Source organism: Streptococcus sp. 2342 (assembly GCF_013276795.1).
In the GTDB taxonomy this organism is placed as follows: Bacteria; Bacillota; Bacilli; order Lactobacillales; family Streptococcaceae; genus Streptococcus.
The window spans coordinates 257,736-283,798 of sequence record NZ_VMLR01000003.1 but is presented as its reverse complement, the minus strand read 5'-3'; the positions used below and the strand labels follow the sequence as shown (position 1 = coordinate 283,798).

Here is a 26,063-nt window from a genome sequence, read left to right as displayed (position 1 = left end):
TTCTCTCAAAAGTCAATCATAAAAGAGGAAAAATCGAAGTTCCTCCTCTTCACTGTTTACTATCGAATCAAGTAAATCAAATCGTTACTCATTCACAATTTTTTCATCAACTTTAGGGTTTAGAGTTGTTCCCCAATGTGTAATTGTACGCTGTTGTACTAGTGGTAAGTCTGTGCGGTTGTAAACTGTACGCCATGGTTCCCATACAAGACCCGTCTTTTCTTGAACCTTGATACGAAGATTACGGACATTTCCTTTAAATTGAATCTCTGTTTGGAAGCCTGAAGTTCTGTTTTTTCCGTTATCTTCCCATTGACGTGAACGAATTTCTGGATTTCCTTGTTCATCATATGTAATTTCATCCCAATAGATGTAGTAACGCGCAACATAAGCACCCTTATGATGAAGTTTCAAGAAACCATTTTTGTAAGAAGTAACCTTCGTTTCGATATAGTCTGTACTATTTTGTAAAGTTGCTTGGGCATTATCTTTTAGGAAGGCAGTCTTATATGAGATTGGCACAGCTGGACTTTGAGCGCTAAAGTTAGCTCCTTCTCTGATGAGTTCCTTCAAGTTTTCGACTGTTCCTGTGACAACTTTGGCGGCACCGCTAGCATTACCTCCTACAATTACCGCTGTTACAGAAGTATTCTTCAATAGACGGCTCCATTCAGAATTTGGAGCAATTGTTGCGCCTTTGATAACCGCATTGATAGCTGCTTTTAATTCAGTAGACTTACTTGTTGACTCAAACTTAACATAGATTTGACGTCCGTAAGAAACGTTTGATACATATACAGGTGGAGTTTGTGAATCAACGCCTCTCTGTTTTAAATCTTCAGGTGTCACACTCTTGTCAAATACAGCCGCTGGATTGGTCGGTGCATCAAATGTCGCTGTATAGTAGATTTGTTTAAAGTTTACAACTTCAATTTGCTTTTCACCCTTTTGCACAGCCTCAAAGTCAATCTTGAGCGGTGCACCTGCTTTTTCAAAGTCTGCACCAAATTTTGCTTTCAATTGATTCATGCTATAGGCTGTAGTTGATTCATACTGAACACGGGCAGGAACGGAATGGCTAGATGAGTAATTCTTTGTCCATCTTTCAACCAAGGTATTCATCGCAGACTGCATACCACTAGTTGTAGGATCTGCTTCAATTCGGCTGTCAGACTGAATCATACCAGGTAAATCGACGCTGACTGTCCCCTTTGCACGGGCAAGACTAATCAATTCTGGCTGATTTTCTAGCAGATTTTGGTTTGCCTTATACAAGCCACCTAGGAAGACATTTTGATTTCCATTGATGGAAACATCTGCTGTGCCTGTAGAGAGGGTTTTCTTGATTTTTTCTACAACGACAAACTCTCCATTTTGTTCCTTAGCACTTGTGTTGTAGCGATTTTCTAATGTTTCTCCTTTGCGAGTTAAAATATCCAAAGGATTATAAGTTAAGCCAAAAAGGTAGTCTTTCAATGCTGATTTTTGATTTACTACTGGTGCAGTTCTATCCTGTCCAACTTGAGTTGTTGCTGAACGGAATACTTCCACTTCTGCCAAGCTCAATGGGGTATTTTTAGTTTTCAACTCCACTTTTACATAACGAGCGCCTTTGGCGGTGAAGAAAACTTCAAGTTCTGCCTTCCCATTCAAACTATCAAAGTGTTGACGAGCAACTTCTTGTTTTGCTTCATTTAACAAAACAACATCAAAATTGGAAAGACGATTAGCTACATTCCCATCTCCACGATTGTAAAGTTTAACTTTTCCAACATTCTCTGTTTTTCCAAGATCAACTTGCCACCAAGCATTGTCTTCAAAGTTTGTGTGTGTTACAGAATGGTGCCCGTAATCACTGTCAACATTACCGTCCACTGCTCGTGTAGCAGCTCCTCCATAAGCAGTAGAACTTTGACTAGCTTGTTTTCCACGAGCGATGTTTTCTGTCTCAACTGGACGATTCCCTTGCTCTGTAGCCAAAGCTACTCCCTGAGCGCTCAATAAAAAGGCCGCAACAACAGCACTACACACACCGAGTCCACACTTTTTGACAAAGCGATGCAAACGTTTTTCTTGATTCATTCCTTATTCCTCCGTTTTTAAATGAAATACGTTTTCCTATTTGTCTATAGTTTATCAAATTTCAAGTAAAAGTCAAGCACAAATCAGCAAAAAAGTCAAGAAAATAAGAAGAAAACGTTTGCTGAATTTTTCTGATATTTTCTTTAGATTTCCAGTAAATACTATAGTTTGGAAACTAGATAAAACTTGAGAAGCGCCAGCTTTTTCTCTTCCTATTTATAGTTTCGCTAGATGAACTTTTTAAAGAAATATTAGAGAGCAATTTCTGAATAAAAATAGCTGGGAACACATCATCTTCCTAATAATACGGCTTGTCTTATGTGACATTTTTATACTATTCGAAAATCTCTTCAAACCACGTCAACGTCGCCTTGCCGTACTCAAGTACAGCCTGCGGCTAGTTTCCTAGTTTGCTCTTTGATTTTCATTGAGTATTATTTCCATTATTTATACTGATATATAAAATAATACGGAAAACTTCTCAAAAGTAAGAATTTCTTTTACAAACCAAAGAAAACGCTTGCATATTGTTTTACTACATGCTATACTGATATAGAAATTTATTGATTGGAGAATCATTATGAGAAAAACACCAGCTCAAACTGAGAAAAAAATGGTCTACAGCATCCGTTCCCTCAAGAATGGAACTGGTTCTGTCCTTATCGGCGCAAGCCTTGTCCTACTTGCTATGGCTACGCCAACTATCTCAGCCGACGAAAGTACAACAACCACTAACGAACCCAGCAACGGAAATACAACCATCCTTGCCCAACCTCTTACTGATACAGCAGCTGGCTCTGGTAAGAAGGAAAGTGATATTTCTTCACTCGAAAATGCAAACGCTTCCCTAGAGAAAGCAGAAGAAAAACCTGCAACAGATCCAACAACTCCTGTTGCAAGCCCAGCCGATTCAGCACCACAAACTGGACAAGATCGTTCAAATGAGCCAACTACTTCTACTAGTCCAGTAGCAACTGAAACTAAGGCAGAAGAGCCAATCGAAGACAACTACTTCCGTATCCATGTCAAAAAACTTCCTGAAGAAAACAAGGATGCTCAAGGACTCTGGACTTGGGATGATGTTGAAAAACCTTCTGAAAACTGGCCTAACGGAGCCTTGTCCTTCAAGGATGCTAAAAAAGACGACTACGGCTACTACCTAGATGTCAAATTAAAGGGAGAACAAGCTAAGAAAATTAGCTTCCTCATCAACAATACAGCTGGAAAAAATCTAACCGGCGATAAATCTGTAGAAAAACTGGCACCAAAGATGAATGAGGCTTGGTTGGACCAAGATTACAAGGTTTTCTCTTACGAACCACAACCTGCAGGAACTGTTCGCGTCAACTACTACCGCACAGATGGCAACTATGACAAGAAATCTCTCTGGTACTGGGGAGATGTGAAAAATCCAAGTAGCGCTCAATGGCCTGACGGAACAGACTTTACGGCTACAGGTAAATACGGTCGCTATATCGACATTCCTCTTAATGAAGCTGCGAGAGAATTTGGATTTTTGCTATTAGATGAGAGCAAACAAGGAGACGACGTGAAAATCCGTAAAGAAGATTATAAGTTTACAGATTTGAAAAATCATAGCCAAATTTTCCTAAAAGACGATGACGAATCGATTTACACAAATCCATACTATGTCCATGATATCCGTATGACAGGAGCCCAACACGTAGGCACTTCTAGCATTGAAAGTAGTTTTTCAACACTTGTTGGTGCTAAAAAAGAGGATATCCTCAAGCACTCCAACATCACTAATCACCTAGGAAACAAAGTAACTATCACCGATGTTGCAATCGATGAAGCTGGTAAGAAAGTGACCTACAGCGGAGATTTCTCTGACACAAAACATCCTTATACCGTTAGCTACAACTCTGACAAATTCACTACCAAAACAAGCTGGCGCCTGAAAGATGAGACTTACAGCTATGATGGTAAACTTGGAGCTGAACTCAAAGAAGAAGGAAAACAGGTTGATTTAACTCTCTGGTCACCAAGTGCTGATAAGGTTTCTGTTGTTGTCTACGACAAGAATGACCCTGAAAAAGTAGTTGGAACTGTCGCTCTTGAAAAAGGGGAAAGAGGAACTTGGAAACAAACTCTAGATAGCACAAACAAATTAGGAATCACAGATTTCACTGGCTACTATTATCAATACCAAATCGAGCGTCAAGGTAAAACTGTTCTTGCACTCGATCCTTACGCTAAATCCCTCGCTGCTTGGAATAGTGACGATGCTAAGATTGACGATGCCCATAAAGTGGCTAAAGCCGCCTTTGTAGACCCAGCTAAACTAGGACCTCAAGACTTGACTTATGGTAAGATTCGCAACTTCAAATCGCGCGAAGATGCTGTCATCTATGAAGCTCATGTGCGTGACTTCACTTCAGATCCTGCCATCGCAAAAGATTTGACTAAGCCATTTGGTACTTTTGAAGCCTTTATCGAAAAACTAGACTACCTCAAAAACTTGGGTGTAACCCACATCCAGCTCCTTCCAGTCTTGTCTTACTACTTTGTCAATGAGTTGAAGAACCACGAACGCTTATCTGACTATGCTTCAAGCAACAGCAACTACAACTGGGGATATGACCCTCAAAACTACTTCTCCTTGACTGGTATGTACTCAAGCGATCCTAAGAATCCAGAAAAACGAATCGCAGAATTTAAAAACCTCATCAACGAAATCCACAAACGTGGCATGGGAGCTATCCTAGATGTCGTTTATAACCATACAGCTAAAGTCAATCTCTTTGAAGATTTAGAGCCAAACTACTACCACTTTATGGATGCTGATGGGACACCTCGAACTAGCTTTGGTGGTGGACGTTTGGGAACAACCCATTATATGACCAAACGGCTCCTAGTTGACTCTATCAAATATCTAGTTGATACCTACAAAGTGGATGGCTTCCGCTTCGATATGATGGGAGACCATGATGCGGCTTCTATCGAAGAAGCTTACAAGGCTGCACGCGCCCTCAATCCAAACCTCATCATGCTTGGTGAAGGTTGGAGAACCTATGCTGGCGATGAAAACATGCCTACTAAAGCTGCTGACCAAGATTGGATGAAACATACCGATACTGTCGCTGTCTTCTCAGATGACATCCGTAACAACCTCAAATCTGGTTATCCAAACGAAGGTCAACCTGCCTTTATCACAGGTGGCAAGCGTGATATCAACACTGTCTTTAAAAATCTCATTGCTCAACCAACCAACTTTGAAGCAGACAGTCCTGGAGATGTCATCCAATACATCGCAGCACATGATAACTTGACCCTCTTTGACATCATCGCTCAGTCTATTAAAAAAGACCCAAGCAAGGCTGAGAACTATGCTGAAATCCATCGTCGTTTGCGACTTGGAAATCTCATGGTCTTGACTGCTCAAGGAACTCCGTTTATCCACTCTGGTCAGGAATACGGACGTACTAAACAATTCCGTGACCCAGCCTACAAGACTCCAGTAGCAGAGGACAAACAACCAAACAAATCTCACTTGTTGCGTGATAAGGACGGCAATCCATTTGACTATCCTTACTTCATCCATGACTCTTACGATTCTAGCGATGCAGTCAACAAGTTTGACTGGACTAAGGCTACAGATGGAAAAGCTTATCCTGAAAATGTTAAGAGCCGTGACTATATGAAAGGGTTGATTGCCCTTCGTCAATCTACAGATGCCTTCCGACTTAAGAGTCTCCAAGATATCAAAGACCGTGTCCACCTCATCACTGTTCCAGGTCAAAATGGTGTAGAAAAAGAGGATGTAGTAATTGGCTACCAAATTACTGCTCCAAACGGTGATATCTACGCAGTCTTTGTCAATGCGGACGAAAAAGCTCGCGAATTTAATTTGGGAACTGCCTTTGCCCACCTCAGAAATGCTGAAGTTTTGGCAGATGAAAACCAAGCAGGACCAGTAGGAATTGCCAACCCTCAAGGGCTTAAATGGACTGAAAAAGGTTTGAAATTGAATGCCCTTACAGCTACTGTTCTTCGAGTCTCTCAAAATGGAACTAACCATGAGTCAACTGCAGAAGAGAAACCAGACTCAACCCCTTCCAAGCCTGAACATCAAAATGAAGCTTCTCACCCTGCACATCAAGATCCAGCTCCAGAAGCTAAACCTGATTCTACTAAACCATCTGCAACAGTAGCTGATGCAGAAAATAAACCTAGCCAAGCTACAACTGGTTCACAAGCTTCACAACCACATAAAGACAATAATACTCAATCACTTCCATCTACGCCTACTCAAACTATTGTCACTTCCTATACTCCAGCTTATACAAATAAGAAACCGGAAACTCCAAATCAGGCAACTAAAGCTAGTTGGAAACAAGAAAATGGCATCTGGTATTTCCATAAAGCAGACGGTTCTCTAGCTACTGGTTGGATCAAAGATGGAGATACTTGGTATTATCTAAAAGATGATGGCTCTATGTCAACTGGTTGGGTAAAAGATGGCAATGTTTGGTACTTCCTAAATAGTAACGGTTCTATGTCAACCGGTTGGGTTAAAGATGGAGATACTTGGTACTATCTAGATCCATCAGGAGCTATGAAAGAAAATCAATGGTTTGAAGTTTCTGACAAATGGTACTATGTTGATTCATCAGGTAAACTTGCAGTTAATACAAGAGTTGAAGGCTATTTGGTCAATGAAAACGGTGAATGGGTTAGCTAAAACTGCTACTGTATAACCTTTGCATAGCTAGATATAACTAATCCAAATACAGGAAGCTCAACGATAACAAACTCCTGTTGGCAGGAATCAACCTCCTTGCCCTTCTAGGTCTCGGGTTCTTGCTAAAAAACAAAAAAGAGAACTAAACTAGCCCTCCTATAGAAAAATCCCCCAAGCCTTACAGCTCGGGGGATTAGTTTTTGTACAATATTTGTCGTCCTAATAAGCCTGATTAAGATTTTTTATTAAGCCTCTTTCATGGCAAAATAAGTCCGTACTTTGGGTGCAACTTGTGTGCCGAAGAGTTCAATAGCTCTCAGAACTTGTTCATGAGGCATGGAACCAAGCGGTAGATGGAGCATGAAGCGGTCCAATCCTAAATCCTCAATCATACGAATCAATTTTTCTGCCACCTGATCTGGATTTCCCACAAACATGGCGCCATTTGGTCCAACTTGCTCTAAATATTGTTCATAACGCAATTCCTGCCAGTGCGGGCGATCTTTGGAAATAGCATCCACTACTTGCTTGGTCGGATGGAAATAATCTTTCACAGCCTGCTCGCCATCTTCAGCAATCCACCCCCAAGAATGAGCCCCAACCTTTAACTCATTACTGGTATGACCCGCTTCGCTACCAATCTCACGATAAGCCTGAATCAACTTTTTAAAATAACGCGGATTCCCACCAATAATGGCATAGACAATCGGTAGACCTGCCTGAGCAATCTTCACTGTTGATTCGACATGGCCACCTGTCGCTATCCACAAGGGTAATTTGTCCTGAACTGGACGAGGATAAACTTCCTTGCCAGAGATTGTTTGGGTCAATCGCCCTTGCCAGTCTATCCTGGTCTTCTCATTGACTAACTGGAGCAAGTCTAATTTCTCATCAAAAAGGGCTTCGTAGTCTTTCAAATCATATCCAAACAAGGGAAAAGATTCCGTGAAAGAACCCCTTCCAGCCATAATCTCCGCACGTCCATTTGACAAAGCATCGATAGTGGCATACTGTTGGAACAAGCGAATCGGATCCATGCTCGAAAGAATGCTGACTGCACTGGTCAAACGGATTTTATTGGTATTAACTGCCCCAGCGGCCAGAACAATCTCTGGGGCTGATACTGCAAAATCCTCTCGATGGTGCTCACCAATCCCATACACATCCAAACCAACCTTATCAGCCAGTTCAATCTCTGCCACCAACTGACGAATGCGTTCGGCATGACTGTAAGTTTCCCCAGTCCCTTCAAGCTCCGTTGTTTCCCCAAATGTTGAAATTCCCAATTCTACCACAGTGATTCTCCTTGTCTACCTCTGTCCTTCAATTTGAAAAATTATTCTAACACGAATCTTAAGTACAAGCAACCGATTTGCTCACAAGAAAAAGCCTAGATAACTAGACTTTTTTAGCTTATTCTACCGTCACTGACTTAGCAAGATTACGTGGTTTGTCCACATCGAGACCACGATGAAGCGTTGCAAAGTAAGCGACCAATTGTGTTGGTACGACCATTGAGATTGGTGAGAGGTAAGGGTGGACAGTCGTAAGCACGATGTCGTCGGTATCTTTGGCAACATTTTCTTCTGCGATAGTGAGGACTTTGGCACCACGGGCTGCCACTTCTTGGATATTTCCACGAGTGTGGTTGGCAAGAACTGGGTCTGACAAGAGAGCCAAAACAGGTGTTCCATCCTCAATCAAGGCAATAGTTCCGTGCTTAAGTTCTCCTGCCGCAAACCCTTCACACTGGATGTAAGAAATCTCTTTAAGTTTGAGACTTGCTTCCATGGCTACGTAGTAATCTTGACCACGTCCGATGTAAAAGGCGTTACGAGTTGTTTCAAGTAGCTCACGAACCTTGGCTTCAATGGTTTCTTTCTCTGAAAGAGTTGATTCGATAGACTGAGCTACGATTGACAACTCATGCACCAGGTCAAAGGCTTGCGCTTTAGTATTGCCATTTGCTTCTCCGACTGCTTTTGCAAGGAAGGCAAGGGCTGCGATTTGCGCTGTATAGGCTTTAGTTGATGCCACGGCAATTTCAGGACCTGCGTGAAGGAGCATAGTATGATTGGCTTCACGTGAAAGGGTTGAACCTGGGACATTTGTCACTGTCAAGCTTGGGATACCCATTTCATTAGCCTTGACCAAAACCTGACGGCTATCCGCTGTTTCACCAGACTGGCTGATAAAGATGAAGAGTGGTTTCTTGCTAAGAAGTGGCATACCATAGCCCCACTCAGATGAGATTCCAAGCTCAACTGGCGTATCTGTCAATTCTTCCAACATTTTCTTAGAAGCAAATCCTGCGTGGTAAGATGTCCCAGCTGCAAGGATGTAGATACGGTCTGCGTCTTGAACAGCCTGGATGATAGCTGGGTCTACGACAACTTGACCAGCCTCATCTGTGTAGGCTTGGATGAGTTTACGCATAACAGTTGGTTGCTCATCAATTTCCTTAAGCATATAGTAAGGGTAAGTTCCCTTACCGATATCTGACAAGTCAAGTTCAGCAGTGTAGCTAGCACGCTCACGACGATTTCCATCATAGTCTTGAACTTCCACACTATCAGCCTTGACGATTACCAACTCTTGGTCATGAATTTCCATGTATTGGTTGGTTTCACGAATCATAGCCATAGCATCTGAGCAGACCATGTTATAGCCTTCTCCAAGGCCAATCAAAAGTGGTGATTTATTTTTAGCCACGTAGATGACTTCAGGATTTTGTGAGTCAACCAAGGCAAAGGCATAAGAACCACGGATGATATGAAGGGCTTTTTTGAAGGCTTCAAGAACTGACAAGCCATCTTCTTCCGCAAATTTTCCAATCAAATGAACGGCGATTTCCGTATCTGTTTGCCCTTTAAAGTGGTGACCTGCAAGGTATTCTTCCTTGATTTCAAGATAGTTCTCAATCACCCCATTGTGCACCAAGACAAAACGTTCTGTCTCAGAGCGGTGTGGGTGAGCATTGTCTTCCGTTGGTTTCCCATGAGTTGCCCAACGAGTATGACCGATCCCAGTTGTTCCCTCAACACCAGCTGTCTTGGCAGACAATTCTGCAATACGACCAACAGCCTTCACCAAATGGTTCTCAGCACCACCTAGGACAAAAATCCCCGCAGAATCATAGCCACGGTATTCGAGCTTTTCAAGCCCTTGAATCAAAATATCAGTTGCATTTGTGTTTCCAACAACACCAACAATTCCACACATAGTATATACGACACAGACCAGCTGTGCTTTCTCCTTAAAATTGGTATAGTCTAATTCCTCTTTTATAGAATCAGCAAAAACAGTATATACTTGTTTCTTTCACTTGTCAAGAGTAAAAATTGGTATAGTTCAAATTAACTTTTTTGCAACCAAAAAACTCTGACCAATTAGGACAATCAGTCAGAGTCTTTTTTAAAATCCATTATTACCGCTTAGCTCCTTGAACCAGTGCCCTGATTTTTTCAGACGACGTTCTTGCGTTTCCAAGTCTAATTCAACCAAACCATAGCGATTTTTATAGCTATTGAGCCATGACCAGCAATCGATAAAGGTCCAAATCAAGTAGCCCTTACAATTGGCTCCGTCTTCAATAGCACGGTGAAGTTCACGAAGATGACCTTTTACAAAGTCAATACGGTAATCATCTTGAATCATTCCATCTTGACGGAATTTTTCTTCCCCTTCAACACCCATACCATTCTCTGTCAACATCCACTCGATATTGCCATAATTTTCCTTGATATTTTGGGCGATGTCATAAATCCCTTGCTCATAAATCTCCCAGCCACGGTGAGGATTGATTTTACGTCCAGGCATCACATAAGGCTCGTAAAAATGTTCTGGTAAGAGTGGACTCTCTGGATGCTTCGCAAATCGAGGAGCCATAACACGCAAAGGTTGATAGTAGTTGACACCAAGGAAGTCCACAGTATTGTCACGAATGAGATCCAACTCCTCCTCTGTAGCATCAGGCAAGAGACCGTATTCATGTAAGATTTCTACTAACTCCTGTGGATAAGTCCCCAAAACAGACGGATCTAAGAAAGATTGGGCCTGAAAAAGGTCCGCAATATTAGCAGCCTTGACATCAGCAGGATGCTGACTACGTGGATAAGCCGGTGTCAAGTTTAAGACAATCCCAATCTTAGCATCAGGCAAGATTTCATGACAGACCTTGACCGCCCGACTGCTGGCCAATTGTGTATGATAAGCTACTTTAACGGCTGCCTCTGCATCCACCTTATGTGGATAATGGGCATCGTAAAAATAGCCAAATTCTACTGGAACGATGGGCTCGTTAAATGTAATCCATTGATCCACTAAATCTCCATAAGTCTCAAAACAAAAACGAGCATAGTCTTCATAGGCTGAGACAATCGCCTTATTTTCCCAACCATCACCATCCTCTTGAAGGGCAAAAGGCAAATCAAAATGATAAAGATTGACTAAAAGACGAATCCCTTTGGCCTTAATAGCCTCAAAAACTTTACGGTAAAAGTCTACACCCTGAGGATTGACTTTTCCACAGCCTTGTGGAAAAATCCGTGACCACTGAATAGAAGTCCGAAAGGCCGTGTGACCAGTTTCTAACAAGAGGTCGATATCCTTTTCCCAGTTTTCATAAAAAGTCGATGTCTTATCTGGACCAATCCCATTATAGTAACGATTTGGCTCCACTTGGTACCAATAATCCCAGAGATTATCTCCCTTACCGTCACCAGCTACACATCCTTCTGTTTGTGGTCCAGAAGTAGAGGATCCCCAGACAAAATCCTTTGGAAATCTTAGCATACATTTACCTCTTTATCTAGTCATTTTTCCCATTATACAGAAAAAACAAGGTAAAAACTAGTTACATTTTTTCCTTGTTTTTCTTCTGATTATAGTTTTTATTTCTTGCTGAGAATTTCAAGCGTTTCAAGCACGTTATCTGCATGAACTTCGATGGTGTCACCAGTCGCTTTAATCTTCACTTCTACGATGCCATCGGCTGCTTTCTTCCCAACAGTGATACGGATTGGCAATCCAATCAAGTCGCTATCGCTGAATTTAACACCAACACGTTCGTTACGGTCATCTGTCAAGACTTCATAACCAGCTCCCATCAAGCTTGCTTCAAGCTTTTCTGTCAAGGCTTGTGCTTCTTCATCCTTGACATTAACAGTGATCAAGTGAACATCAAATGGCGCCAATTCTTTAGGGAAATTGATTCCCCAAGCGTAACGGTATTCACCTTTTGGCGTTTTGTTAACAAAGAGGCGAGCGTGTTGCTCCATCACTGCTGAAAGGAGACGGCTAACACCGATACCGTAACATCCCATGATGATTGGCACAGCGCGACCATTTTCATCCAAAACATCTGCTCCCATGCTTGCTGAATAGCGAGTGCCGAGTTTAAAGATGTGACCAATTTCGATACCACGCGCAAAGTTAAGGACTCCTTGCCCGTCTGGAGAAATTTCACCCTCACGAACTTCACGGATATCCACATATTCCGCAGTAAAATCACGACCTGGGTTCACACCAGTCAAGTGGTAGCCATCTTCGTTAGCACCGACAACTGCATTGCGAACATCTTGCACCTTACGGTCTGCAATGATTTTAACATTCTCTGGCAAACCAACTGGTCCAAGTGAACCAAAACCTGCTTGAACAAGATTCGCCACTTCTTCTTCGCTAGCAACGTCGAAGAAATCTGCTCCCAAATGGTTTTTCAACTTAACTTCGTTGAGTTGATCATTTCCAACTAGAAGGGCCGCAACAAGCTCACCATCTGCCATGTAAAAGAGAGTTTTAATTGTTTGTTCTTCTGGAACATTGAGGAAAGCTGCAACTTCATCAATTGATTTAACATCTGGCGTTGCAACACGAGTCACTTCTTCTTCAGCGACAACACGGTTGCTTGGTTTGTACTCGTTTGTTGCCATTTCTAAGTTAGCTGCATAGCTAGACTCACTTGAGTAAGCAATGGTATCTTCACCAGAGACCATCCATTTGAGCAATTCTGCCTTGATTTCTTCTTGCACTTCTGCAGGAATCTCATCAAATGAGGCAACTGACTTGTCCAAGACAACCCAGCGGTCAAGGTCTGTACGGGCAGGTGTGATGGCCATAAATTCTTGGCTGTCCTTACCACCCATGGCTCCACCGTCACCGATGATAGCCTTGAAGTCTAAACCACTACGAGTAAAAATACGCTCATAAGCAGCCTTGTACTCATCGTAAACACTGTCCAAGCTATCATAATTAGCGTGGAAACTGTAAGCATCTTTCATGATAAACTCACGTGTACGGAGAAGTCCATTACGTGGGCGTTTTTCATCACGATACTTAGGCTGGATTTGATAAAGGTTAAGTGGCAATTGCTTGTAAGACTTAACAGAATCACGGACAATAGCTGTAAAGGTTTCTTCGTGAGTTGGGCCTAGGATGAAGTCTGATTTTTCACGGTTTTTTAGTTTGTAAAGGTCTTCACCATAAGTTTCGTAACGACCTGATTCGCGCCACAATTCTGCACTAAGAAGGGCAGGAGCCAACATCTCAACGGCACCAATCTTATCGAATTCTTGGCGCATGATATTTTTAGCTTTTTCAATCACACGATTAGCAAGTGGTAGATAAGAATAAACACCTGCTGAGACTTGACGAACATAACCAGCTCGCAACATAAGAGCATGGCTGATAACTTGAGCATCGCTTGGCATTTCGCGAAGCGTTGGGATAGGCATTTTACTTTGTTTCATAATATTCCTCGATTATCTAAAAAAGAGTCGCATGATGTCATTCCAGGTCACAGCAATCATCAAGACAACCATGATGACCACTCCGGCCAAGGTGACATAGGTTTCAATTTCTTGTTTTAATGGTTTGCGGCGGATGGCTTCTAGGATATTGAGCACAATCTTACCACCATCCAAGGCTGGAATCGGAATCAGATTAAAAATCCCGATATTGATGGAAATCATTGCCAAGAAGTACAAGACATTCTCAATTCCATTTTTAGCAGCATCACTACTTGCCTTAAAGATGGCAACAGGTCCACCTAGCTTGTTCAAATCCGGTTGGAAAATCAGATTTTTCAGAGCTGATAGAATTCGGAGGGCCGAGTCAGCAGCAGTTGTAAAACCACCTACAAACATGGATAGAAAATCTGACTTAATTCCCGGTTGAACACCTAGAAGGTAACGGCCTTGACTTTCTTCAGGAGTAACAGTGACTTGCTTATCACTACCCTTTTCAGAAATAGTCACATCCAAGGTCGGGGCCGTCTTATCTTTGGTTTCTGATTCCACAGCCTGAATCAAACTTTCCCAGTTGCTAATCTCATGTGAGCCAATCTTGGTAATTTGTGCCGTTTCTGGTACTCCTACCTTAGCCAAAGCCCCTTGAGGCATGACATGGAACTGATTGGTATCAACATCTCTGACACCACCCTGCATGAAGATTAAAATCCAGAAAACAACGACACCTAAGATAAAGTTATTCATAGGGCCTGCAAAATTAGTAATGAGTTTCCCCCAGATAGTCGCATTTTGATATTGAACATCTAAAGGTGCAATCCGAACCTCAGTACCATCTGCTTCCACAACCGTTGCATCGTGATCCACTGCAAATGTTTTTTCTTCTTCCAGAACCAGTCCTTTGATAAAGAGCTTGTCTTCAAAGTCAAATTGGGTCACCTGCATAGGAAGAGCTGTTTGATCCAATTTTTTACCTGAGAGATTGATGCGTTTAACCTTACCATCATCAGTAAGCGTCAAACTGACAGGAGTTCCTGTCTTGATTTCAGTGGTATCATCACCCCAACCGGCCATACGAACGTAGCCTCCCAGAGGCAAGATGCGAATGGTATAGGCAGTTCCATCCTTGCCAATATGAGCAAAGATCTTGGGTCCCATGCCAATGGCAAATTCACGCACTAGAATCCCTGATTTCTTGGCAAAGTAGAAGTGTCCGAACTCGTGCACCACTACAATAATCCCAAAAACCAGAATAAAGGTTAAAATTCCGAGCATTCTATCTTCCTTTCTCTAAAAGAGTCCAAACAAGTGCATGATTGGAAATACAAGCAACATACTATCGAAACGATCCAAAACACCACCATGTCCAGGGATAAATTTCCCAGAATCCTTAACACCAAAGTGACGCTTAATCGAACTTTCTAGTAAGTCACCAAATTGTCCAGCAATGCTAAAGAAAATAGCAAAGACCGACATCTTGTAAATTCCATACGGAAGAGCAACTGTCCTATCAAACATCATAAAGATGATGGTTACTAAAATAGCACCTAAAATACCACCCAAGGCACCCTCAAAGGTTTTATTTGGAGAAACTGTCGGAGCTAATTTTCGTTTACCATAGTTCATCCCAACAAGATAGGCACCACTGTCTGTTGCCCAAACAATACATAAGGCTAATAGTGCCTTATCTAAACCTGCAATTCTAGCATCTAATAGAGCATTAAAACCAAAGCCCACATAGAAACTCATAGCAAGAGGGAAAACCGCATCCTCAATCGTATACGACTTGCTAAAAACAGTCGTTCCTAACATGATTGAAATCAGAACACTATAAGCAACCACATTCCCATCAACTGGCAAAAAAGTCAGATAATTCTCCAAGGGAATGGTCAAGGCAAAGGTTGCAAAGAGGGTCAAGAGGCCCTCCATCGTCATGGTCTCTAGACCTCTCATCTTCAAAAGTTCATGCATGGCTAGCATGGCTATGATTCCAATTGCTATCTGAAGCAAGAGTCCCCCAATCATTAAAATTGGTAGGAAAATAGCCAGGGCAATCCCTGCAAACAAGGTTCTTTTCTGTAAATCCTGTGTCATATTTCCTCCTAAACTCCTCCAAATCGGCGATGACGACGATTGTATGCAAGAATGGCTTCCTGCAAGGCTACCTCGTCAAAATCAGGCCACAAGGTGTCCGTAAAATAGAGCTCACTATAGGCTCCCTGCCATGGAAGAAAATTGCTCAAACGCAATTCTCCACTAGTACGGATAATCAAGTCTGGATCTCGTACATCCTTAGGCAAATGCTGAGTAAAGAGATAGTTGCCAATTAATTCCTCTGTGATGTCACCTGGGTTGATTTTGGCATCTAACACATCCTGGGAAATCAACTTAAGAGCCTGTGTAATCTCAGCACGTCCACCATAGTTGAGGGCAAAATTAAGAATCAAACCTGTGTTGTTCTTAGTCAATTTCTCAGCTTTAGTAAGAGCTTCAAAGGTTTGCTTAGGCAGGCGGTCTGTTTCCCCAATCATTTGAATCTTAACATTATTCGCATGCAATTCCGGGACATAATTATCATAAAACTCTACTGGCAAGTTCATGATAAACTTGACTTCCTGATCTGGACGGGTCCAGTTTTCCGTAGAAAAAGCATAAACTGTAATAACCTTGACGCCTAGTTTGTTGGCTGCCTTGGTCACAGTTTGCAATGCTTCCATGCCCGCCTTATGTCCAAAAACTCGCGGTTGCATACGTTTTTTAGCCCAACGGCCATTGCCATCCATGATGATGCCGATATGAGCAGGAACCTGTGTCGGAACCTCTACTTCCACAGCCTTATCTTTCTTAAAAAATCCAAACATGATCTTATTCCTATTCAAAAATCTATCGTTTCATTATACCATATTTCCCTATTTTCTTCTATCACTAAGCTATTTATTCTCAGGCACAAAGCCCATTTTTCAAAAAAATAAGCCGCCTGATTGGGCGACTCAATTTTTATAGGGAGATTATTATGAAAAAGTTTTAGGAGTTTAAGTTAAGGTCTTCTTAACTTATGAACTTAGTATACACTTCCTAGCTTAAAGTTTCCTTAAGTATTTTTAAAAATCAAATTTTTCCATTTCTCCTGCCAATTTTTCTTGGATAGACGTGTTCGATAAAGTTCCATTCGGTCTTCATTTTCTAAGAAATGAGGAGTTGGACGAACTTGAAAATTCAAAATATCCTCCAAACCGTATGGAGTAAAGAGTTCCAAAACGGATTCTTCATTCAAGCGTAATCCAACAGCCGTACATCGTTCTGGATACTTACTCATAGCATCACGGGAACTGGTATAGGGAGCAGTATGAGGGCTGTGCTGGTGCATATAGACTTGATTTTTCAATTCCCACTGGTACTGAGGAAAATCCTCTCTCAGCTTTTTCTCTAGGGACAAGGTTTCCTCATAAGAAATATCCGGATCAAAGAAAATCACATCTACATCTGTTTCAAGATCAAATGCTGGTCTGTCTGACAAGAGATTCCAGATGAAATTTCTGACAGAACCTGCCGCCAACCAGGAATCTGTCAACTCCAAGTTTCGGATGATAGTCAGAATAGCCATCATATCTGGATTTTTTCTAAAAGCCTCTAGAATTTCTTGCTTATTTTTCATTGTACTCATATCCCAAATGCTCATATGCCTTAGCAGTCGCCACCCGTCCAGACCGCGTCCGCATGATAAAGCCTTTTTGAATCAAGTAGGGCTCATACATGTCTTCAACTGTCTCACGCTCTTCTGCTATGTTAACAGAAAGAGTTCCTAATCCGACAGGACCACCACCATACATCTCAATCATGGTGCGAAGGATTTTTTGATCCACATAGTCCAAACCTTCATGGTCAACATCCAGCATGGTCAAAGCCTTATCGGTAATAAAATCATCGATAACCCCATTCCCCATTATCTGGGCAAAATCGCGCACGCGCTTGAGGAGACGATTGGCAATACGAGGGGTTCCACGACTACGCAAGGCCAGCTCGGATGCTGCCTCATGAGTGATTTCCATCTCAAAAATATCTGCCGTCCGCTCAACAATTTCTGTCAAGTCAGCATGAGCATAATACTCCATATGCCCCGTAATCCCAAAACGTGCCCGTAGTGGATTTGAGAGCATACCAGCCCGAGTCGTCGCACCAATCAAGGTAAAAGGTGGTAACTCCAAATGAACACTGCGACTACCTTCACCAGCCCCAATCATGATATCAATATAGAAGTCCTCCATGGCACTATAAAGCACCTCCTCCACCGACATGGGCAAGCGATGAATCTCATCAATAAAAAGGACATCCCCAGGCTCTAAGTCATTCAAAATCGCTACCAGATCTCCGGCTTTTTCAATGACTGGACCCGAAGTCTGCTTGAGATTGACACCTAGTTCGTTGGCAATAACAAAAGCCATGGTCGTTTTCCCCAAACCTGGAGGCCCAAATAAGAGGACATGGTCCAGCGCTTCATCCCGCATTTTGGCAGCTTCAATAAAGATTTGGAGCTGATCCTTGACCTTGTCCTGCCCAATATATTCACGTAAGTACTGAGGACGGAGCGTGCGTTCTACTAACTCCTCATCCCCCATTATCTCATTATCCAAAATTCTACTCATGTTTACATTATATCAAAAAACCAAGCCACAAACAAAAAAGCCACCCGATTAGGTGACTCCTGAGTTTGGCACTTATGTGGTATAATATTGTTCGGCACTGCTACACCGCCTACGAAAGGAGGTGAATTAGCCCATGATGGATACAATACTTAAAACTATCATCGGACCAATTGTGGTCGGTGTCGTTCTTCGCTTAGTCGATAAATGGCTAAACAAGGACAAATAGTGTCAAAAAGACCCCAAGCTTATTTGGACGTGAGCTTGGGGTCTTTTCTAGCCTATGATATAGACACAATACTTAATTCCCTTTTATTATCCCATAGTTCACAAAATTTGTCAAAGGTTTATATCCTCATCCATTCAGCTTCTCCAACTTTAGAATCTGTCCAATAAAGTTTATAAGATTTAGAGAAAGCTATTGAAAAATGATATTTAGAAAACTTCCGAAAAGCCTGAAAGACAGCCAAAAAACTCCACCTGATTGGGGACTCCTAAGTTTAGCACTTATGTGGTATAATATTATTCGGCACTTCTACACCGCCTGTGAAAGGAGGTGAGATAGCCCATGATGGATACAATACTTAAAACTATCATCGGACCAATTGTGGTCGGTGTCGTTCTTCATATAGTCGATAAATGGCTAAACAAGGACAAATAGTGTCAAAAAGACCCCAAGCTTATTTGGACGTGAGCTTGGGGTCTTTTCTAGCCTATGATATAGACACAATACTTAATTCCCTTTTATTATCCCATAGTTCACACATTTTGTCAATGTTTTACATCATCTTTAACCGCCGTACAACAAGACTTTCAAGTTTAAGAGAAAATTAGGGATTCTATCAATTTCATAGAAATTTTGATTTAGTAAACGAATAGACAACCTTACATGTCACTCCTCATTTAATACGCCACTACTGGACAAGCAAAATCATTATTACAGCAGTTTCAGTCCTTCAATTAACAGTCGCTTACAATCAAATTGAGTTTGAAATAGCTGAAGCGACAACAGACCTATTTCTTAGCCATATTCGCTAAAAAATCCCCGCCAAAATCTCAAAAAGTCCCCGCCAATTCCCCGACCAAAATCCGAAAAATATCGAAAAATATCGGAAAATGATGTTTAGAAAACTCTCCAAAAGCCTGAAATAGAGCCAAAAAACTCCACCTGATTGGGTGGAGTTAAGGGAGATTATTATGAAAAAGAAAAGTTTAGGATTTTATTAAATAAAGTTAGGAGGTCTTTATTTAATAACTATATGATACTAGACAAAGCTTAAAACTAGCTTAACTTTTCTCATATTTTACTATTTTACAAAAAAATTCTATTACCATCACCTCACCCCACAAAAAAGTCACCTGATTGGGTGACTTCATTAGGAGATTATGATGAAAAAAAGTTTTAGGATTTCATTAAATAAAGTTAGGAGGTCTTTATTTAATGACTATATAATACTAGACCATCCTTAAACTTTGCTTAAGAAAAAACAAGTTTTTTATTTTTCTTTGTTTACCCAAATCATTCCTGTACAATCATAGGTGGATAAAGTTTCAAAACCCATAGAACGATAGAATCCCAAGGTGCTTTCTGTCTCTTCTGTTACCAGCTGGACTTGATAGGCATCTTTGTAATCCTTTAAAGCCTCTTTCATCAAGAGACTACCAATCCCTTGACGCTGATAGATAGGTAAAACGATTAAATCCTGTACAAAAACTGATGAAAAACCATCTCCAACCAAACGAATCAAGCCCACCACAGCATCGCCATCAAACGCTAAATACATAGCAAGCGAATGAGATAAGGCCTGCTCCAGCATCTCTGGTTGATGGGTATAATTTGTCCAACCGACAGCCTGATAGAGATGCAAAACATCCTCTAGCTTGACAATTTCTTGCTTTTTAATAGTAATCATCTCAACACCTCTTAAAGCTCTCTCAAGCTCTTGTACTGTCGTCCATTTTGGTCAAAATTTTCAGGACGCAACCATGTTTCCAAACGAGATTTGACTTGAGGCCAGTCCTTATCAATCATAGACAACCAATCCGTATCTCTTGTACGCCCCTTATAAACCACTGCCTGACGAAAGGTTCCTTCATAGACAAAGCCCAAACGCTCCGCTGCTCGTCTGGATGGCAGATTTAAGGAATCGCATTTCCACTCGTAGCGACGATAGTTCAGCTCCTCAAAAACATAGCGAGCCAGTAGATACTGGACTTCTGTCCCTATCCGTGTCCCCCTGAGTTTTGGAGAAAAAGTGACAGCTCCCACTTCTATTACTCGGTTATTCTGGTCAATGCGCATGAGAGAAAATGTTCCCAAAGCCTTACCAGTTGCCTTGTCTACAATCGCATAGTAAAAACGATCCTTACGAGCCAACATCTGATTTAAAAGGCTAACCAACTCCTCCAGATTTGCCACTGACTCCTGAAAGAGGTAGGTCCACATCTCCCGAGGAGTATCAGGGCCATAAACAGCTAGCAAGTCCTCTGCATGCTTTTCCACTGAAAGAGCCTCTATCCTAGCATAACGTCCTTCTAAGAAATCAATAGCAGGCAATTCACCTGGTGTATAACCTTCCATTGAGTCACCAATCATCTGACCATATTCGTTTACTGGCATCTTTCTTCTCCTTGTTTCGCTTTTCAAACTTTATAGTTGCCCATAGTATATCATACTTTCATAAGAAAATTCAAAAAATCCTCCAGATTCTACTCTGAAGGATTCCTATCTTATTTCACAACAATGTTAACCAATTTATTCGGTACCGCAATCACTTTCATGATGTCCTTACCGTCAATTTCTGCTTTGACTTTTTCATCAGCGAGAGCAATTTCTTGCAATTCTTCGCGTGACAAGTCTTTAGCGACCATGAGTTTGGCACGAACTTTTCCTTTGACTTGAACGACGATTTCGATTTCGTCTTCAACCAATTTGCTTTCATCCCATGTTGGCCAAACCACGTAAGAGATTGACTCACCTGTTGCCGCAACTGTTTGCCAGAGTTCTTCTGTCAAGTGAGGTGCAAATGGGGCAATCAATTGGATAAAGCCTTTGGCGTAGTCTACATAAAGTTTTTCTTCCTTGTTAGCCGCGTTGACAAAGACCATCAGTTGGGCAATAGCTGTGTTGAATTTCATAGACTCGATTTGCTCAGTGACAGATTTGACTGTTTCATTGTAGACCTTATCAAGAGCGCCATTGTTTTCTGCAACAATTTCCTTGCTTGTAATCAAACGGTAAACACGGTCAAGGAATTTACGGCTTCCTTCCAGACCTTCTTCTGACCAAGCAATCGAAGCATCGAGTGGTCCCATAAACATTTCATAAACACGAAGGGTGTCAGCACCGTATTGTTCCACCACATCGTCTGGATTAACAACGTTCTTAAGCGATTTAGACATCTTAGCTGGTGCTTGCTCCAACTCTTCTCCTGTTTCCACATGGAAGAAAGAACCATCACGTTTTTCAACCTTGTCAGTCGCCACAAGAGCCCCACGGTGGTCACGGTAGCTTGTTCCCAAAATCATTCCTTGGTTAAAGAGTTTTTGGAATGGTTCCTTAGTTGGAACAACACCGAGGTCATAGAGGAATTTATGCCAGAAACGAGCATAAAGCAAGTGAAGAACGGCATGCTCTGCCCCACCCACGTAGATATCCACTGGCAACCATTGTTTGAGAAGATCCTCATCGGCCAATTTCTCAGTATTGTGTGGGTCAATATAGCGGAGGTAGTACCAGCTTGAACCTGCCCATTGTGGCATGGTGTTGGTTTCACGACGACCTTTAACACCATCTTCACGAGTCACTTCAAGCCAATCTGTCAAGTTAGCTAGTGGACTTTCACCAGTACCTGAAGGACGGATATCCTTGGTTACAGGCAAGACAAGTGGCAATTCACTTTCAGGGACAGCTGTTGAAGTTCCATCTTCCCAATGAATGATTGGAATTGGTTCACCCCAGTAACGTTGACGGCTAAAGAGCCAGTCGCGGAGACGGTAGGTAACCTTCTCTTGTCCACAACCTTTTTCTTCCAACCAAGCCACGATCTTGGCAATAGCGTCTTCTTTGTTGAGTCCATCTAGGAAGTCTGAATTGACGTGAAGTCCATCTTCTGTGTAGGCAGCTTCTGCTACATTTCCACCTTCCAGCACCTCTACGATTGGAAGGTCAAATTGTTTGGCAAATTCCCAATCACGTTGGTCATGGGCTGGCACAGCCATAACCGCACCTGTTCCATAACTAGCAAGAACATAGTCCGCAATCCAGATTGGGATTTCCTTACCATTGACAGGATTGATGGCATAAGCACCAGTCCAAACACCAGTTTTTTCTTTGGCAAGGTCGGTACGAGCCAAGTCAGATTTGAGGCTAGCTTGGTGTTTATAGTCTGCAACTGCTTCTGCTTGCTCTGTGCTTGTGATGGCATCTACTAGTTCATGCTCAGGAGCCAAAACAGTGAAAGTCGCACCGAAAAGGGTATCAGGACGAGTGGTAAAGACGGTGAATTCCTTGTCGGTTCCCTTAACTTTAAAAGTTACATTAGCACCAGTTGATTTCCCAATCCAGTTGCGTTGCATGTCCTTGATAGACTCTGGCCAATCAAGTTCATCTAAGTCATTGAGCAAACGCTCCGCATAGGCCGTGATTTTAAGCATCCATTGGCGCATTGGCTTGCGGACAACTGGATAGCCTCCACGCTCAGAAGTTCCATCAGGAAGAACCTCTTCATTGGCGATGGCTGTTCCCAATTCCTCAACCCAGTTTACTGGCACTTCCGCTTCATAGGCCAAGCCTTTTTCATAAAGCTTAGTGAAAATCCATTGGGTCCACTTGTAGTAGTTTGGATCTGTTGTATTGACTTCACGATCCCAGTCGTAAGAGAATCCAAGCACATTGATTTGGCGTTTGAAGTTAGCAATGTTTTCAGCCGTAAATTCCGCTGGGTCATTCCCCGTATCCATAGCATACTGCTCTGCAGGCAAACCAAAGGCATCCCAACCCATTGGGTGAAGGACATTGTAGCCTTGCGCACGTTTGTAACGGCTGAGGATATCCGTTGCTGTATAACCTTCTGGGTGTCCTACGTGCAGACCCGCTCCAGACGGATAAGGGAACATGTCAAGCGCATAAAACTTAGGTTTTGATGCATCTGTTCCTGTCTTAAATGTATGATGTTCTGCCCAGTAGCCCTGCCACTTAGGCTCAATTTCTTTATGATTGTAAAAACTCATGGTCTCTCTCCAATTTTGTGATGTTACTATTATACCATTTTTGAGGGAATTTGGTCTCGTTCTATTCTATACTTTTCTATTTTACCTTGCTCTAGAATTTTTAAACTGCTATACTTATAACAGAAAACCCTTCCAAGGAGGTAGCGGATGTCTCATTCCTTTAAAAAATCTCTCCAAAAAGAAATTCTCCATAGAAGCTCTATCGCAGCCTTTGTGACCTCACTCTTACTACTCATTTTACTTTTTGGTTTTTCCTATGTTTTACAAAAGCAGCAACTCTCCAAAGATACGAGACAGATTGTAAAACAGGTTCAAGAAATGAAAGAAGCCAATAATGAGCTCCTGACTACTATGAACCATAAAATGATTCCAGGATTTTTGGATGGCAAACACACAGAGAGAGAAGTCTTTAGCTTATTTTACGAGACAAAAGCTAAATTAAAACTTAGTTCTGATCTCATTATCCTAAGTGATACAGGTGAATTACTATTTAGTACCAATCGAAATCATCAAGAAAGTATTTTATCACCCTACTATCTAAAACTGCTCATTCAAAATCCTTCTCAAGATAAAGTTACAGAAAAAATTGCACTTTCTTCAGACAAGCAACACTACACACTCTTTATCAAACCACTACTTCAAAACCAACGAGTTAAGGCCTATACTATTGCTTTCGTAAATGAGAATGATTTCATCTCAAGTTTCCCAATGATCAATTCCAAATACATCATTACCGATAGCTTTGGAAATATGTTCTCCAACAATACAAATCAGTTTACTCGCTCCACTCTTGAAAAATTTGATGAAAAACTCCTACACTCTCGCACCCACTGGTATGCGAATGAACCGCTTATTGTTCAAAAAGAAAAAGTCGGTTCTATTTTTTCAATCTATACTTTTCAATCCTTTTTTCCCATTCCTAGCTTACTCGGCCTAGCCTCCATTCTCACCTTATGTATATTCTTCCTCTACTTCTGGCAAGCAAGACGAATTGCTCATAAGATTGCTACACACAACGCTGTTCCTATTGAAAGCTTGGTTTACCAACTTCAAGAAATTCCCAAACAAGCAGAAAAAAGGCTTTCTCTACAAACAGGTGATGAGTTTGAGTTTATGGCAGAAAAAATCAACAATATGTTGTACGAATTAGATCAACTTCATCAAAAAATGTTGACCATAGAAAAAGAAAAGTGGATTTTTGAAAGAAAAATGCTGGAAGCTCAGTTCAATCCTCATTTTCTCTACAATACACTTGAGACGATTAAAATCACTTCTTTAATGGATGCCGCTCTCACACAAGATCTAATTCAAAATCTCACGCGCATTCTTCGCTACAGTATCACCGATTTAGAAAAAGAAACAACCATTTGTCAGGATTTAAAGATTATAGAGGATTACCTGATTATTCATAAGATTCGTTTCGAGCACTTTTCCTATGATATTGTCTGCCCAGAAACTGTCGATAATCAGCCTATTCCTAAGCTTTTCTTGCTTCCTCTAGTAGAAAATGCTATAAAATATGGGATGCAATACCGTATTGATCTTCATATAGATATCCAAATTACCTTGGAAGCAGATTCTCTAACTTTTTTAGTCAAGGATAATGCTGGAGGACTAACCAAACAAGAGCGACTCGCTATTTTAGACTCTTTAGAAAGCCCTCATACCCAGCATGGCATCGTGAACAGCTACAAACGATTGAGCAATTTCTTTTCTGATGTCCAGCTAGATTTAGGAGTCAATCGCCAAGGAGAAACTTGGGTCAAATTTGTAACGAAAGGACTAACTCATGTTTAAGCTCATTATCGTAGAAGACGAACACCTCATCCGAAAATGGCTAGAGATTGCCGTAGACTACTCTGCCTTAGGTATCCAAGTCGTAGGAACTGCCAGTCACGGTCAAGAGGGAATGAAACTCATCCAAGAAAAAGAACCTCATATTGTCTTAACAGACATCACAATGCCAATTATGGATGCTTTTATGATGTTCGAAGCCACTCGTACCCTCCCCTATGAAAAAGTTATCTTATCAGGTTATAATGATTTTCAAAATGCCAAAAAAGCCATGCAATATGGAGCAGTTGATTTCTTATCCAAACCAATTGATACCAAGGAGGTGACAGAATGTCTTCAAAAAATTGTTTTGCGATTACGAGTTAGCACTCGTCAAGAAACTCCTTTTTTAGAAGAATATCAAACTTTACTTACCTCTATCCAACAAATTGATACACAAAACCAAATCATTCAGCAAATTCTTGAATTTGTTCATCAACACTACTGTATGCACTTTACCATTTCTAGCATTGCAGAGAATCTAGGGTATAGCGAAAGTTATCTATATAAGGTTATCAAAGAAGACTTCCCAATGACGCTAAATGAATATATCTTACGCTACCGCCTCAAGCAAGCTATAGATAAAATAGCTGAGTCCCCTAATTCTCCCTTAAGCGATATCTCTGAACAAGTTGGATTTTCAGACTATAAATATTTTGCCAAAGTTTTTAAAAAGTATCTCCATATTTCTCCAAAAGAATTAAAACTCATGGATAAAAATCATTGATGTAAAAAGATTGCTCAACTCTAGCAATCTTTTTATTTTGTACTTTTACTCAATGAAAATCAAAGTGCTAACTACTCAAATCATAGCTTTGAGATTGCAGA

The 26,063-nt window shown here is 41.4% G+C and carries 18 protein-coding genes; 5 read left to right on the top strand and 13 right to left on the bottom strand.

What is annotated here, in order from left to right; translation table 11 throughout:
* Nucleotides 1-84 precede the first annotated feature (84 nt).
* Nucleotides 85-2,082, bottom strand: a complete 1,998-nt coding sequence (locus tag HT689_RS03925) for a thiol-activated cytolysin family protein (RefSeq protein WP_173225209.1) — start codon at nt 2,080-2,082, stop codon at nt 85-87.
* A gap of 580 nt (nt 2,083-2,662) precedes the next feature.
* Here HT689_RS03925 and HT689_RS03920 point away from each other — a divergent pair.
* Nucleotides 2,663-6,787 carry a pullulanase gene (locus HT689_RS03920; RefSeq protein ID WP_240148102.1) on the top strand — a complete coding sequence of 1,375 codons (4,125 nt, stop codon included), beginning with the start codon at nt 2,663-2,665 and terminating at the stop codon, nt 6,785-6,787.
* 245 nt (nt 6,788-7,032) lie between these two features.
* Here the strand turns inward: HT689_RS03920 and HT689_RS03905 are convergent, their stop codons facing one another.
* The 9 genes from HT689_RS03905 to ruvB all read right to left on the bottom strand — a co-directional run bounded on the left by HT689_RS03905 (nt 7,033) and on the right by ruvB (nt 18,173).
* Complete coding sequence (locus HT689_RS03905) at nt 7,033-8,082, bottom strand: Atu2307/SP_0267 family LLM class monooxygenase (RefSeq protein ID WP_173225206.1); 1,050 nt, start codon at nt 8,080-8,082, stop codon at nt 7,033-7,035.
* A 118-nt stretch (nt 8,083-8,200) separates the two neighbouring features.
* Nucleotides 8,201-10,009, bottom strand: a complete 1,809-nt coding sequence (gene glmS, locus HT689_RS03900) for a glutamine--fructose-6-phosphate transaminase (isomerizing) (protein ID WP_173225203.1) — start codon at nt 10,007-10,009, stop codon at nt 8,201-8,203.
* A gap of 192 nt (nt 10,010-10,201) precedes the next feature.
* Nucleotides 10,202-11,581 carry a 6-phospho-beta-glucosidase gene (gene bglA, locus HT689_RS03895; RefSeq protein ID WP_173225198.1) on the bottom strand — a complete coding sequence of 460 codons (1,380 nt, stop codon included), beginning with the start codon at nt 11,579-11,581 and terminating at the stop codon, nt 10,202-10,204.
* Nucleotides 11,582-11,679: 98 nt separating this feature from the next.
* On the bottom strand, nt 11,680-13,533 hold the full coding sequence (locus tag HT689_RS03890; RefSeq protein ID WP_173225195.1) for a proline--tRNA ligase: 1,854 nt from the start codon (nt 13,531-13,533) through the stop codon (nt 11,680-11,682).
* 12 nt (nt 13,534-13,545) lie between these two features.
* Nucleotides 13,546-14,805 (bottom strand): RIP metalloprotease RseP, encoded by a 1,260-nt coding sequence (rseP, locus tag HT689_RS03885; RefSeq protein WP_173225192.1) that lies wholly within the window; start codon nt 14,803-14,805, stop codon nt 13,546-13,548.
* A 15-nt stretch (nt 14,806-14,820) separates the two neighbouring features.
* Nucleotides 14,821-15,624, bottom strand: coding sequence for a phosphatidate cytidylyltransferase (locus tag HT689_RS03880; protein WP_000189852.1), 804 nt, complete (start codon nt 15,622-15,624; stop codon nt 14,821-14,823).
* A gap of 8 nt (nt 15,625-15,632) precedes the next feature.
* A complete protein-coding gene (locus HT689_RS03875) occupies nt 15,633-16,391 on the bottom strand; it encodes an isoprenyl transferase (RefSeq protein WP_023945423.1) in 759 nt (252 codons plus the stop codon).
* Between the two features lie 230 nt (nt 16,392-16,621).
* Nucleotides 16,622-17,194, bottom strand: coding sequence for a nucleotidyltransferase family protein (locus HT689_RS03870; RefSeq protein WP_173225189.1), 573 nt, complete (start codon nt 17,192-17,194; stop codon nt 16,622-16,624).
* A complete protein-coding gene (gene ruvB, locus HT689_RS03865) occupies nt 17,175-18,173 on the bottom strand; it encodes a Holliday junction branch migration DNA helicase RuvB (protein WP_345789536.1) in 999 nt (332 codons plus the stop codon). Before ruvB ends, HT689_RS03870 begins: the two co-directional genes overlap by 20 nt.
* 133 nt (nt 18,174-18,306) lie before the next feature.
* Here ruvB and HT689_RS03860 point away from each other — a divergent pair, with 133 nt between their 5' ends.
* Nucleotides 18,307-18,399, top strand: coding sequence for a type I toxin-antitoxin system Fst family toxin (locus HT689_RS03860; RefSeq protein WP_000969509.1), 93 nt, complete (start codon nt 18,307-18,309; stop codon nt 18,397-18,399).
* A 339-nt stretch (nt 18,400-18,738) separates the two neighbouring features.
* Entirely contained in the window at nt 18,739-18,831 is a 93-nt protein-coding gene (locus HT689_RS03855) for a type I toxin-antitoxin system Fst family toxin (protein ID WP_173225186.1), read from the top strand.
* Nucleotides 18,832-19,666: 835 nt separating this feature from the next.
* On the opposite strand, the gene HT689_RS03850 is transcribed toward HT689_RS03855, so the two are convergent.
* The 3 genes from HT689_RS03850 to leuS form a co-directional block, all read right to left on the bottom strand.
* The gene (locus HT689_RS03850; RefSeq protein WP_173225183.1) at nt 19,667-20,083 is read right to left on the bottom strand and encodes a GNAT family N-acetyltransferase; all 417 of its coding nucleotides are present in this window, start codon (nt 20,081-20,083) and stop codon (nt 19,667-19,669) included.
* An 11-nt stretch (nt 20,084-20,094) separates the two neighbouring features.
* Nucleotides 20,095-20,790 (bottom strand): GNAT family protein, encoded by a 696-nt coding sequence (locus tag HT689_RS03845; RefSeq protein ID WP_173225180.1) that lies wholly within the window; start codon nt 20,788-20,790, stop codon nt 20,095-20,097.
* A 110-nt stretch (nt 20,791-20,900) separates the two neighbouring features.
* A complete protein-coding gene (gene leuS / locus HT689_RS03840; protein WP_173225177.1) occupies nt 20,901-23,402 on the bottom strand; it encodes a leucine--tRNA ligase in 2,502 nt (833 codons plus the stop codon).
* A 147-nt stretch (nt 23,403-23,549) separates the two neighbouring features.
* Between leuS and HT689_RS03835 the strand changes: the two genes are divergently transcribed.
* Nucleotides 23,550-25,199, top strand: a complete 1,650-nt coding sequence (locus HT689_RS03835; protein WP_173251635.1) for a histidine kinase — start codon at nt 23,550-23,552, stop codon at nt 25,197-25,199.
* On the top strand, nt 25,192-25,962 hold the full coding sequence (locus HT689_RS03830; protein WP_173251633.1) for a response regulator: 771 nt from the start codon (nt 25,192-25,194) through the stop codon (nt 25,960-25,962). Before HT689_RS03835 ends, HT689_RS03830 begins: the two co-directional genes overlap by 8 nt.
* The last annotated feature ends 101 nt before the right edge of the window (nt 25,963-26,063 follow it).

Bases quoted from the DNA above. Each gene is read 5' to 3' on its own strand.
- HT689_RS03855 (WP_173225186.1), top strand. From the start codon at position 18,739: ATGATGGATACAATACTTAAAACTATCATCGGACCAATTGTGGTCGGT.
- HT689_RS03875 (WP_023945423.1), bottom strand. From the start codon at position 16,391: ATGTTTGGATTTTTTAAGAAAGATAAGGCTGTGGAAGTAGAGGTTCCG.
- HT689_RS03830 (WP_173251633.1), top strand. From the start codon at position 25,192: ATGTTTAAGCTCATTATCGTAGAAGACGAACACCTCATCCGAAAATGG.
- HT689_RS03835 (WP_173251635.1), top strand. From the start codon at position 23,550: ATGTCTCATTCCTTTAAAAAATCTCTCCAAAAAGAAATTCTCCATAGA.
- HT689_RS03870 (WP_173225189.1), bottom strand. From the start codon at position 17,194: ATGAGTACAATGAAAAATAAGCAAGAAATTCTAGAGGCTTTTAGAAAA.
- HT689_RS03925 (WP_173225209.1), bottom strand. From the start codon at position 2,082: ATGAATCAAGAAAAACGTTTGCATCGCTTTGTCAAAAAGTGTGGACTC.
- glmS (WP_173225203.1), bottom strand. From the start codon at position 10,009: ATGTGTGGAATTGTTGGTGTTGTTGGAAACACAAATGCAACTGATATT.
- ruvB (WP_345789536.1), bottom strand. From the start codon at position 18,173: ATGAGTAGAATTTTGGATAATGAGATAATGGGGGATGAGGAGTTAGTA.
- HT689_RS03920 (WP_240148102.1), top strand. From the start codon at position 2,663: ATGAGAAAAACACCAGCTCAAACTGAGAAAAAAATGGTCTACAGCATC.
- HT689_RS03845 (WP_173225180.1), bottom strand. From the start codon at position 20,790: ATGCCAGTAAACGAATATGGTCAGATGATTGGTGACTCAATGGAAGGT.
- HT689_RS03850 (WP_173225183.1), bottom strand. From the start codon at position 20,083: ATGATTACTATTAAAAAGCAAGAAATTGTCAAGCTAGAGGATGTTTTG.
- bglA (WP_173225198.1), bottom strand. From the start codon at position 11,581: ATGCTAAGATTTCCAAAGGATTTTGTCTGGGGATCCTCTACTTCTGGA.
- rseP (WP_173225192.1), bottom strand. From the start codon at position 14,805: ATGCTCGGAATTTTAACCTTTATTCTGGTTTTTGGGATTATTGTAGTG.
- HT689_RS03890 (WP_173225195.1), bottom strand. From the start codon at position 13,533: ATGAAACAAAGTAAAATGCCTATCCCAACGCTTCGCGAAATGCCAAGC.
- HT689_RS03860 (WP_000969509.1), top strand. From the start codon at position 18,307: ATGATGGATACAATACTTAAAACTATCATCGGACCAATTGTGGTCGGT.
- leuS (WP_173225177.1), bottom strand. From the start codon at position 23,402: ATGAGTTTTTACAATCATAAAGAAATTGAGCCTAAGTGGCAGGGCTAC.
- HT689_RS03880 (WP_000189852.1), bottom strand. From the start codon at position 15,624: ATGACACAGGATTTACAGAAAAGAACCTTGTTTGCAGGGATTGCCCTG.